General features: G+C 72.6%; 12 protein-coding genes. 7 read left to right on the forward strand and 5 right to left on the reverse strand.

Annotated elements, in window-relative coordinates:
• Window positions 1–166 precede the first annotated feature (166 nt).
• Both LCE31_RS29770 and LCE31_RS29775 read left to right on the forward strand, forming a co-directional pair.
• The gene (locus LCE31_RS29770; protein ID WP_225019780.1) at window positions 167–1261 is read left to right on the forward strand and encodes a fatty acid desaturase family protein; all 1095 of its coding nucleotides are present in this window, start codon (window positions 167–169) and stop codon (window positions 1259–1261) included.
• 71 nt (window positions 1262–1332) lie between these two features.
• Window positions 1333–1515 carry a hypothetical protein gene (locus LCE31_RS29775; RefSeq protein ID WP_225019782.1) on the forward strand — a complete coding sequence of 61 codons (183 nt, stop codon included), beginning with the start codon at window positions 1333–1335 and terminating at the stop codon, window positions 1513–1515.
• A 62-nt stretch (window positions 1516–1577) separates the two neighbouring features.
• On the opposite strand, the gene LCE31_RS29780 is transcribed toward LCE31_RS29775, so the two are convergent.
• From LCE31_RS29780 to LCE31_RS29790, 3 genes are all read right to left on the reverse strand, one after another.
• The gene (locus tag LCE31_RS29780) at window positions 1578–2717 is read right to left on the reverse strand and encodes a hypothetical protein (RefSeq protein ID WP_441349427.1); all 1140 of its coding nucleotides are present in this window, start codon (window positions 2715–2717) and stop codon (window positions 1578–1580) included.
• Window positions 2718–2905: 188 nt separating this feature from the next.
• Window positions 2906–3523, reverse strand: a complete 618-nt coding sequence (locus LCE31_RS29785) for a class I SAM-dependent methyltransferase (RefSeq protein WP_225019785.1) — start codon at window positions 3521–3523, stop codon at window positions 2906–2908.
• Window positions 3520–4176: a CGNR zinc finger domain-containing protein gene (locus LCE31_RS29790; protein ID WP_225019787.1), complete on the reverse strand. Its 657-nt coding sequence runs from the start codon at window positions 4174–4176 to the stop codon at window positions 3520–3522. The genes LCE31_RS29785 and LCE31_RS29790 overlap by 4 nt, the downstream gene beginning before the upstream one ends.
• A 120-nt stretch (window positions 4177–4296) precedes the next feature.
• Here LCE31_RS29790 and LCE31_RS29795 point away from each other — a divergent pair, with 120 nt between their 5' ends.
• Entirely contained in the window at window positions 4297–4995 is a 699-nt protein-coding gene (locus LCE31_RS29795; protein WP_225019789.1) for an SDR family oxidoreductase, read from the forward strand.
• A gap of 439 nt (window positions 4996–5434) precedes the next feature.
• Here LCE31_RS29795 and LCE31_RS29800 read toward each other — a convergent pair whose 3' ends face one another.
• Entirely contained in the window at window positions 5435–5863 is a 429-nt protein-coding gene (locus tag LCE31_RS29800) for a PPOX class F420-dependent oxidoreductase (RefSeq protein WP_225019798.1), read from the reverse strand.
• A gap of 164 nt (window positions 5864–6027) precedes the next feature.
• Here LCE31_RS29800 and LCE31_RS29805 point away from each other — a divergent pair, with 164 nt between their 5' ends.
• Together LCE31_RS29805 and LCE31_RS29810 are read left to right on the forward strand one after the other, a co-directional pair.
• Window positions 6028–6438, forward strand: coding sequence for a roadblock/LC7 domain-containing protein (locus tag LCE31_RS29805; RefSeq protein ID WP_225019800.1), 411 nt, complete (start codon window positions 6028–6030; stop codon window positions 6436–6438).
• Window positions 6439–6657: 219 nt separating this feature from the next.
• Window positions 6658–7980: a DUF6397 family protein gene (locus LCE31_RS29810; protein ID WP_225019802.1), complete on the forward strand. Its 1323-nt coding sequence runs from the start codon at window positions 6658–6660 to the stop codon at window positions 7978–7980.
• 53 nt (window positions 7981–8033) lie between these two features.
• Here LCE31_RS29810 and LCE31_RS29815 read toward each other — a convergent pair whose 3' ends face one another.
• The gene (locus LCE31_RS29815) at window positions 8034–9005 is read right to left on the reverse strand and encodes an NADP-dependent oxidoreductase (protein WP_225019804.1); all 972 of its coding nucleotides are present in this window, start codon (window positions 9003–9005) and stop codon (window positions 8034–8036) included.
• A gap of 164 nt (window positions 9006–9169) precedes the next feature.
• On the opposite strand from LCE31_RS29815, the gene LCE31_RS29820 reads away from it, so the two are divergent.
• The gene (locus tag LCE31_RS29820) at window positions 9170–9562 is read left to right on the forward strand and encodes a winged helix-turn-helix transcriptional regulator (RefSeq protein ID WP_225019806.1); all 393 of its coding nucleotides are present in this window, start codon (window positions 9170–9172) and stop codon (window positions 9560–9562) included.
• 200 nt (window positions 9563–9762) lie between these two features.
• Window positions 9763–10557, forward strand: a complete 795-nt coding sequence (locus tag LCE31_RS29825; RefSeq protein WP_225019808.1) for an SDR family NAD(P)-dependent oxidoreductase — start codon at window positions 9763–9765, stop codon at window positions 10555–10557.
• Window positions 10558–10643: the final 86 nt, after the last annotated feature.

The raw sequence follows: 10643 nt of genomic DNA on the forward strand, positions 1-10643 counted from the left end.
GGCCAGCACCACCGCGGCCCGGGGGGTCAGCGACCGCGGGACCGGGTGGTGCCGCCATGGTCGCGAACGCCCGCCGATCCTAGGTTTGTTGAGGTCAGCGCAGTGAGCGCGACGCATGTCAGACCGACGCGGCCATGCCCGCCCGACCTCAGACCGGAGACCCCTCATGTCCCAGGCCGTCGCCACCGCCCTTGAGGCGGAGCCGGAGCGGGCCCCCGCACCCGTCGCGTCCGCCCGCACGACTACAGGCAGTGAGTTCGCGCCACTGCTCCGCCAGGTGAGGGAGCAGGGGCTCCTGGAACGCAGGACCGCCTGGTACGCGCGGACCATAACCGTCAACCTGATCGTTCTGGCCGCCGTCGTCTTCGGCCTCGTCGCGCTGGGCCCCTCCTGGTGGGCCCTGCTCCTCGCGCCCCCGTTCGCGGTCATCACGGCGCGTATGGCGTTCATCGGCCACGACGCGGGGCACTCGCAGATCACCGCGGACCGGGCCAAGGGTCGCCTGGTGCAGCTGGTGCACGCGAACCTGCTGCTCGGGATGAGCCAGGAGTGGTGGAACGACAAGCACAACAAGCACCACGCCAACCCGAACCACGTCGACAAGGACCCGGACATCGCGCCCGACGTGATCGTCTTCAGCAAGGACCACGCGGCGGTCCGCACGGGCTTCGCGGGCTGGCTCACCCGGCACCAGGCCTGGCTGTTCTTCCCGCTGACGACGCTGGAGGGCATCGCACTCAAGATCCACGGATTCCGGGCCGTCTTCTCGCGTGACGACGCCCACATGCCGCGGGCGCGGCGGACGCGCGAGGCGGTACTGCTCACGATCCACGTCGTCGCTTACGTCACACTTCTGGTGACGACCCTGTCCCTGCCGCAGGCGCTGGTCTTCCTGCTGATCCACCAGATGCTCCTGGGACTGCACCTGGGCATGTCCTTCGCGCCCAACCACAAGGGGATGGAGATGCCCGACCCGGAGACGTACGAGACGCTGGGCCACCTGCGCAAGCAGGTCCTGACCTCGCGGAACATCCGCGGCGGGGCATTGACGGACTGGTTTCTCGGCGGGCTGAACTACCAGATCGAGCACCACCTCTTCCCGAGCATGCCAAGGCCCCACCTGCGGCTCGCGCAGCCGCTGGTGCGCGCACACTGCCGCTCGCTGGAGATCCCCTACACGGAGACGGGAGTGATCGACTCCTACCGCCAGGCGCTCGGGCACCTGCACGAGGTCGGCGAACCGCTGCGCGCGGACGCATAGTGGAACTGATGCACGCACCCGTGCGTTACATCAAGCAGTGAGCGGCGACAGCCGCAGAGGAGGCGTCGTAGATGTCGACAAGGGCAAAGATCGCTGTCGGGGGAGTGGCCGTCGGCCTCGTTCTGTGGATCATGACCAGCTTCTGGATCGCGCTGATCGTGATGGTGGGCGTGCCCGCCGTCGCGTACTTTGCGCTCGATTCGTCGCAGCGCAAGCGGCTGCGGAGGCTCAGCAAGAAGGAGCTCGGCCGCTGACCACCGTCCGGAACTGACGCCGCTCGGAGCACCGCCCGCACAGCGCGGGCGGTGCTTTCGCGTCATACGGGACGTACGGCCATGGCGTCGAGGTCGGTGAGCAGCGCGGGCAGCGCGGGACCGCGTCCGACGGGCAGCACCGTGCCGGGCTCGTCGTCGAGCAGGACGAACGCCATGTCGTCGGTTCGCGCCACGAACGACCAGCCGGGACCGTCGGCCCGGAGCGTACGCGCCCCCTCCGGGGCGAAGCTGGAGCGCACACGCCCGACGGGCGGCGGCTGCGCGACGTAGCCGTGCAGGTCACGGAGCACGCGGTGCACGCCGGGGTGGGAGGGTCCGGGCGGCGTCGGCGAGCCGTTCCCGGCCGCGGCCCCTGTCTCCGCTCCCGTTCCTGCCTCTGTCTCCGTTCCCGGGCCCGTCCCCGTTCCTGCTCCTGTCTCCGTTCCTGCTCCCGGCTGGCCGTGGGCCATTCCGGTCCCGGCTCCGGACTCGGTACCAGGTTCCGTCACCGTCCTGGTAGCCGAACCGGAGGACCCCTCGCTCCCGGGACCTTCGGGGGCCGTCCCCGGGCCTGTGCCGGCCACTGGCCCGCGCCCGGTCACCGATTCCGTCCGTCCGGAACCCTCGACCTCCACCGCAGGGTCAGGGCGAGAGCCCGGCGTCCCGGTGTCGGCCTCGGGCCCAGGTCGAGACTCGGCTCCGTCCGGCGGGTCGGCGGGGGCGTCGAACGCCTGACGCCAGGAGAACCACTGCGCGGCGATCTCGTCGGCCCCGAGCCTCCGCTGCGCGGAGCCCCAGGTACTCGTGTCGGGCGGAGTCAGCGGATCGGCCGATCCCACGGGGTCGTGCGGTTCCGGCAGGCCAGGAGCGGCGATCGCCAGGGCCAGCGGCCAGCCGGGCAGGGCGGCTATCACCGTCTCCTCGCGAGGGGAGAGATCGTGTTCCATGCCGCAGTCCCACGACGCGATCGCGACGGCGACCAGCGACACGTCGTCCACCACCATGGTCCACCGCGCACCCGTGCCGTCCTGGCCCAGCACCAGTCCGTACCCGCGCTCGACCGGCGTCAGGGCGAGCGCGGCGCACGCCTGCGCGAAGTCGTCGCCCAGTACCGAGGGGAACTGAGCGGGCGTCAGCAGCGTCGCGGTCAGTACGTACAGCGCGTCCTCGTCGGACGCCTCCTGCGCGGCGGTCACCAGCAACTCCCGTCCTGTCGGCTGCCGGAGACCCTAACCAGTCGGTAACCCGGACGTCGAGGCCCCTGCGCGCCCCCGTTCACCTGCGTAACTACGCTTGTCCTGGTTCGTCCCCGCTCCGTCGGGGCCCCGTCCCCGCCCTGTCTGGCGCCCGGACGGGGCTCGGCCCGCGCGCGGCGAGGACGCGAAACCAGTCACCGTCCGGAGTGCGGGGCGTCCGCGCGTACGGCGAGGGCGAGAAACCGGTCGTCCTCGTCCACGTACGTCTCCAACCGCCATCCGGAACGCGCGAGCAGCGGTCGCAGCCGGGGCTCCGCACGCAGGTCGTCCTCGGTGAGCCGCCGCCCCTGCCGGGCCGCGAGCGCAGCCCGGCCCACCGGATGGAACAGTGCGAGGCGGCCACCGGGTCGCACCACGCGGGCGAGTTCGCGCAGACTGCTCACGGGGTCCGGCAGGTGGGCGATCAGCCCGGCGGCGAAGACCGCGTCGAGCGCCCCGTCGCGGAGCGGGAGCGCGGCCGCGTCGGCCAGCAGCAGCGCCCCGCTCTCCCGCCGCCCGCGCCGACCGGCCTCGGCCAGCATCTCCGGCGTCACGTCCCCGCCGAGCACGGTCCCGCCGGGGCCCACGGCAGCGCGCAGCGGAGGCAGGGCGCGCCCCGTACCGCACCCCGCGTCGAGGACCCGGCCGCCCGGAGGCAGGCCGAGCGCTTCGACGGCGGCGGCGTAGGCCGGGCCGTCGTCGGGGAACTTCGCCTCCCAGCCGGCGGCCCGCGCGCCGAAGAAGTCGCGTACCCGGGTCAGATCATGAGTCATGGCTCCATGGTCGCGGGCGGCGAGCCGTTCGTCGCCCCCTCGGCGGCCCCCTCTGCCTCTGCCACCTCGCGCTGCCGCTTGCGGGCGCGGGAGGCGCGCAGGTTCGCCGCGTTCCCACAGGTGCGGACGGAGTGCCAGACGCCGCTGTTGTTGCGGGACGTGTCGTAGAACGCCGAGGCGCAGGCCTCGTTGCGGCAGGTCTTGAGCCGTGGCCACCGGCCGCTCAACTGCGCCAGCAGGACCTCGGACCAGACCGCGGAGGCGATCCACGCGGAACCCGTCCCCACGGGCACGATCTCCACCTGACCATCGGCCCGAGGGGCCAGCCGGACCGATGTCTCCGGAATATCGGTCGCCACGGGCCGCGCGCCGGTCCCGGGGGCCAGCAGGCCGCCGACAACCGCCCTGAGCTCGCGCAGCCTGCGCGGATCGTCCTCGGTCAGCCGCGCCGTGTCCTCCGGCACCTCGGTGTCGTGTGTCTCCGCCCAGGCGTCCACCGCCGCCGTCGCCCACGCGGAAGCCGTGTCCACGGTGGCCAGCAGGTCAGGGGCGGCGTACGTCGCGATCCCCTTGGTGTTGACCAGGTCCTGTACGAGCGCGAGACCCGCCGGCGCCCGCCGCAGGCCGTACCGCTCCGTCCCTGTCCATGACATACGCCAACTCTACTTGACTATGTCCATCGGAGTCAGCATGCTCGAAGTCTGAGCGACATAAGCAAACTGCTTACGCCTCTTTCGAAGGGGCGGGTGTCGCGCATGCTGGAGGAGAGGGACATGACCACGATCAACGGTGCGGTGGCACTGGTCACCGGCGGGCAGCGGGGACTCGGGAAGGCGTTCACGCGCGAGCTGCTGGAGCGCGGCGCGGCGAAGGTCTACGTGACGGCGCGGAAGCCGCGGGAGGAGGCCGACCCCAGGATCGTGCCCCTGGCGCTCGAAGTGTCCGACGCCGAGTCGGTGGCGGCGGCCGTGAAGGCGGCGGGAGACGTGACGATCGTCGTGAACAACGCGGGCGTGCCCGGCAGCGGACCGATCGTCCAGGCCGGCCCGGACGAGGTGCGGGCGGTCTTCGAGGTGAACGTCTTCGGGGCGCTGCGGGTGGCCCAGGCGTTCGCTCCGGTGCTGGCGCGCAACGGCGGGGGCGCCCTGGTCGACATCCACTCCGTGCTGTCCTGGGTGGCGGGGCACGGGGCCTACGGGGCGTCGAAGGCCGCGTTCTGGTCGCTCACGAACTCCCTGCGGCTTGAGCTGGGCCCGGCCGGGACCCAGGTGGTGGGTGTGCACCTCGGGTACACCGACACCGACATGACCAAGGACCTCGACGTGCCCAAGAACGACCCGCGAACGGTCGCGACCGCCCTGGCCGACGCCTTGGAGAAGGGCGAGACGGAGGTCCTGGCGGACGACATCAGCCGCAGCTTCAAGGCGGCACTCTCGGGCCCCGTGGAGGGATTGTCGACGCGGCAGGGCTGAGGCGGGGACGCGTCCGGCGGCACCCTTCGCCGCCCCCGCCGCCGTCCTTGGTCCGCTCTGGTCCGCGAAGAGACGGCTGGAGGGTCCCGAAGTACGGGCGAGGGAGTGCCGCGTCGGCGGAGCGCAACGTCGGGTCACGGGGCGCCGCGCCCGCGGAGCGCGACGTCGGGACACGGGGTGCCGCGCCCGCGGAGCGCAACGCCGGGCGGGGGAGCGCTGCGTCGGCGGAGCGCAACGCCGGAGCGGGGCCCTGGCGGAGTCTCCGCCGGGCTGAAGTCTGCTGCTGAGTCGAGTGGTGCCCCGTGAGCCGAGGCGGCGGCGAGGTGCGGGCCTGCCCGCCGACGTGCAACGTTTACGCGCCACGCCTGCCCGCCACGGCCTCCCTGCCGCCCGCCGCCTCTGCTCAACCGCTGTCCGGACGTGCGCCGTCCGAACGCGCTCAGTCCGATACGGACGAGAACGCGGTGACCTTGTCCATGCGCAGCCGTACGACGAGCTCTCCCGGCACGGCGTTGCGTTCGCCGAACATCTTTCCCCGCTCCGCGCCCATGTAGCGGGCGGCGACCCGGGTCGCGACATCGCGCAGCTCCCCGGGTTCCTCGCTGATCGTCACCGGCCCGCGCACCACGACGAACGCGAAGGGTTCGCGTTCGTCCTCCACGCACACCGCGGCGCGTCCCTCGCGCAGCAGATTGCGGCCTTTCACCGTCTCCTTGCCGGTGTTGAACACCAGGTCCCCGCCCTCCACAAGGAACCAGACGGGAGCCACATGCGGCGACCCGTCGGCGCTGACGGTCGACAGCTTCGCGGTGCGTGTCCCCTCGGAGAGGAAAGCCCGCCACTCGTTCTCGTTCATTCGATCGCTCATGGCCGACATCATCGGCCGTGGCGGCGCGTGCCGTGCCGCGACTCCCCGGAACCGTGCCGCGACTCCCCGGGAAAGGGGCACTCCTTGCCCACGGCAGGACGGTGCGCGAGGCTTACGGCACGGCCGTCGGCGGACATCGAACGGCCGGACTCGAAGGGGTGGGAATGGCGGCGGACAAAGGACTCGACTGGCTGCTCGACGATCTGACAGAGCGGGTCGACCACATACGGCATGCGCTGGTGCTGTCGAACGACGGTCTGGTGACGGGGGCGAGTACCGGTCTTCCCAGAGAGGACGCGGAACACCTCGCCGCCGTCGCCTCGGGCCTGCAGAGCCTGGCGCGCGGTTCGGGCCGCCACTTCAACGCGGGACAACCACGCCAGACCATGGTCGAGTTCGACGAAGCGCTGCTCTTCGTCACCGCGGCCGGGGACGGCAGCTGCCTCTGCGTGCTCAGCACGGCCGAGGCCGACGTGGGGCAGATCGCCTACGAGATGACCCTGCTGGTGAACCGGGTGGGGGAGCACCTCGGGATCTCCGCGCGGAGCCGGGACACCTTCGTCGACGGCGTCTGACCCGCTGAGCCGACCGCACCACCTGCCATGACCTCGCACTTTCTCGGATACCGCGGACTTGTCCACAGGGTTTGTCCACAGCGGTCGCGGAGTGTGCCGGCCTCGCGCTACGGTCATCACCGAGAGTAGTCGCGGCCTGACGTTGGCCGTGCGTCACGGGGGAGTAGCGGTATGGCGGACAGTGTGCGTGTGCGGAGCGAGGACGCGAGTGAGGGGGAGATGCTGGGAGTGAATCGGGCCGCGCGGGAACTGGGCCTGATGCGGGGCGAGTTCGAGCTCGCGGTGGAGCTGGGACACATCAGGACGGCGGTGTGGGGCCCGCAGGGCCGCCGCCGGGTCGCGCGGAGCGAGCTCGATCGGCTGCGGTCCGCCGACGGCTTCCCGGACCGCCTGCGCGAGCGGGTGCGCACCGTGGACACGACACGGGGCGCGGAGCTGATGGGCATCAGCCCGGGCCGGTTCGTGAGGCTCGCGCGCGGCGGAGCGCTGACGCCGGCGCGGTTCTATCTGAACCGGTACCGGGCGGTGGTGTGGTTGTATCTCGCGGAGGAACTCGTCGCGTTCGCGGCGGTCGAGCCCGCGCTCCTGCGGGGGCGCCTGCCCGAGCCGCTGCGGACTCTCGCCGACGAAGGCGATCGCCGGGGCCGCAACTGGCGGGCCCGTCGGACCGACGCGCTGCTGCGCCAGGCGCAGGGGCTCCCGGAGCGCCTGGCCGCCGCGTCCGCGGCGCTGCCGGCCTCGGAGCTCGACCGACTTGTCCCCGACGCGTCCGAGCGAGTACGCGTCACCCGCCTGCGACCCCGCCTGGTCCCCGCCAAGCCGACGACGGAGCGGGCGAGGGCAGTCCTTGACGGTCTCGCCGTGGCGCAGGACGCCGAGGAGATCGCCCGGCACGCGGCGCGGCTGGAGGCGCTCTTGAAGCTTGCGCGCTCCGAGGACCCGAGGTCCGGCGGCCGATCCGGTACGGAGAGCTCGGGGGCCGAGGAGGATGCCGCGGCAGCCGTCGGCTCCGACGAGAGTGCGATGGCTCCGGCTCCGGCTCCGGCTCCGGCTCCGGGTCCAGTCCCGCCCCTCGGGCAGGCACCGGCCGGCGCCGCTGCCCCGCCCACCGTCTCATCGCCGACCCCGCCGCCGATCCCGGCATCGGCCCGCGTCCCGGCCCCTGCGCCCTGCCCCGGCGCATCGGTCCCTTCGCTTCTGTCACGGCGGCTGCCCCTCGGGGCAGACGGGCCCAGCGGCGGCCCCTTGCCTGTCCAGAGGGCGAAGGCCGTCGCCGCGGCGGGGAGGCCGCCCGTCGGCGCGCCGCTCCCGGCCGCCTCGCGCGCAGGCACCCCCGCGCGCCAGGCGTCCCCGAGGGGAGAGGTGGTGCGAACGGAACCCGCCCGCACCGGCCGCGTCATCGCGGCGTCCGCCTGCGGCAGAAGCTCCCAGGGGCACGGTGGTTCGCGGCCCGGGCCGGAAGCGCCCGATGCGCGGCACGCCTCGCGGGCCGGACTCCTGGGCCGGCTGCGCGGCCGGCGGCGGGGAGACACGGCCGGATGAACACGCCGCCCAGAGAGAGCGTGGCCGGGTGGCGTCCGCGCGCGGCGGCGGTGTCAGGGAGCGACGCGCAGCACGATCTTGCCGCGGGTGTGGCCCGCCTCACCGCGCCGGTGGGCCTCGGCGGCCTGGTCGAGCGGCAGGACGTCCGCCACCTCGACACGGACAGCGCCCTGGTCGATCAGGTCCGCGATCCGCGCCAGAGCGGCGCCGTCGGGCTCGACGAGGAAGGCGCTCGCCCGCAGGCCGCGCTCCTTCGCCATGTCGGCGAGAGCGGGCGACACGCCGGACGGCACGGCGACGATGACGCCCCCGCTGCGCAGGGTGTCGAGCGAGCGGGTGCTCGTGGAGTCGACATCGTCGCCGACGAGATCGACCACGACGTCGACATCGTGGACGGCCTTCTCGAAGCGTACGGAGGTGTAGTCGACCACCTCGTCGGCGCCGAGAGAGCGCAGCCAGTCGTGATTCCCCGCGCCGGCTGTACCGATGACGTGGGCGCCCAGGTGCTTCGCGATCTGCACGGCGAAGTGGCCGACGCCGCCCGCGGCGGCGTGGATCAGGACGCGCTGGCCCTTCTCCACCCGCACCGTGTCGACCAGCGTCTGCCAGGCGGTGAGCGCGGCCAGCGGCACGGCCGCGGCGTGCTCGTGGCCGATCGTCGCCGGCTTCAGGGCGAACTGCCGGGACGGCGCCGTCACATACTCGGCGTAGGCGCCGGCCTGGCGCGGGAACCACGGCATGCCGTAGACCTCGTCGCCGGCCTTCAGCGTGTGGACACCGAAGCCCACCTTGGTCACGACGCCGGAGACGTCCCAGCCGAGGACGAACGGCGGATCGCCCAGCACACCGGCCATCCCGCCGCCCGCGCGGGACTTCCAGTCCACCGGGTTCACGCCGGCGGCGTGCACCTTGACCTGCACCTCGGTGGGCAGCGGCTCCGGCGTGGCCAGGCGGGCCGGGCGCAGGACCTCGGGTCCGCCGAGAGTGTCCTGGGTGATCGCACGCATGGTGGCGTCGCTGCTCATGAAGGCTCTCCTGGGAAGCATGAAAGGACGGGGCGGAACAGCTCCGGTCCCCGGTACGCGCTTCACGCTACCCACGGGGTATTGGTATCCGGCAAGGACCATTACTATCCGGAAGGAAGTATGCACGTCGGAGCGGCGTTTCCCGCGACACGGAAGGACACACGATGGCCATGGCCTGTAAGACAGGGCTCCATGCCGACCACGACGTCTACGCGGAGCTCTGCCCGTGCCGCGATGTGCTGAGCCTGCTCGCGAACAAGTGGGCGGCGCTCGCGATCGGCGCGCTGGAGGAGGGGCCGCAGCGCTTCGGCGCGCTCCAGAAGAGGCTCCAGGGCGTCAGCCCCAAGGTCCTGACGAACACACTGCGACGGCTGGAGGACTTCGGATTCCTGGACCGGACGGTCTACCCCGCCGTGCCGCTCCATGTGGAGTACGCGCTGACCGCGCTCGGCGAGAGCGTGGCGGTGCCGCTCGGCGCCGTACGCGGCTGGGTGGAGGACCACCTCGACGACATACGGGGTACGGGCACGCCGTCGCCGGAGTGCGTGCGGGCCTGAGCGGTGCCGCCGGCCGTTCTGGACCGCCGCCCCCTCCCGGCGACACACACCGCCGCCCCCCGGCGACACACCGGGGGAGCGCGGGCGGCGGGGGCCCGGCGCCGGGCGGCCGCACAATGGGCCGGACCCATGATCGTGCGCGGCCGGACCGCAGCGACCGTGCACACGCCTCTCGGCTTCAGACGGAAGGAACCGGACTCTTGCGTATCGACCTCGCGGGAAAGACCGCTCTCGTGACCGGCTCCACCCGGGGCATCGGCGCGGCCATCGCGGCAGGCCTGGCCGGCGCGGGTGCCCGCGTCGCCGTCAACGGACGCACGGACGAGTCTGTCGACAAGGCGCTGGAGCAGCTGCGCGACGCCACGCCCGGCGGTGATTTCGTCGGCGTCGCCGGCGACGTGGCCACGGAGCAGGGCACGCGCGCCGTGCTGGACGCGCTGCCGCGCACCGACATCCTCTGCAACAACCTCGGCATCTTCGGCGCGGAACCCGCCCTGGAGATCACCGACGACGAGTGGCGTCGCTACTTCGAGACCAATGTCCTCTCGGGCGTCCGGCTCACCCGGGCCTACCTGCCCGGCATGGTCGAGCGCGGGTTCGGCCGCGTGCAGTACATCGCCAGCGACTCCGCGATCGTGATTCCCGCCGAGATGATCCACTACGGCGTCTCGAAGACCTCACTGCTCGCCGTGGCGCGCGGGTTCGCGAAGACGGCGGCCGGCACGGGCGTCACGGTGAACTCCGTGCTCGCCGGGCCGACCCACACCGGCGGCGTCGAGGAGTTCGTCCAGCAGATGGTCGGCAAGGACCTGCCCTGGGACGAGGCGCAGCGGGCCTTCATGCGGGAGCACCGCCCGCAGTCCCTGCTCCAGCGGCTGATCGAACCCGAGGAGATCGCGAACATGGTGGTCTACCTCAGCTCGCCGCTCGCCTCCGCGACCACGGGCGCGGCGGTACGGGTCGACGGCGGTTACATCGACTCCATCGTCCCCTGATCCGGCCCTGACGTCCCCTGGTCCGGCCCCCCCCCGGCCCCCGGCCCCCCGCCCCCCCCCCCCCCGGGGGGGTTTTAACAACGAAG

This window comes from Streptomyces sp. 8L (assembly GCF_020176795.1).
GTDB lineage: Bacteria > Actinomycetota > Actinomycetes > Streptomycetales > Streptomycetaceae > Streptomyces.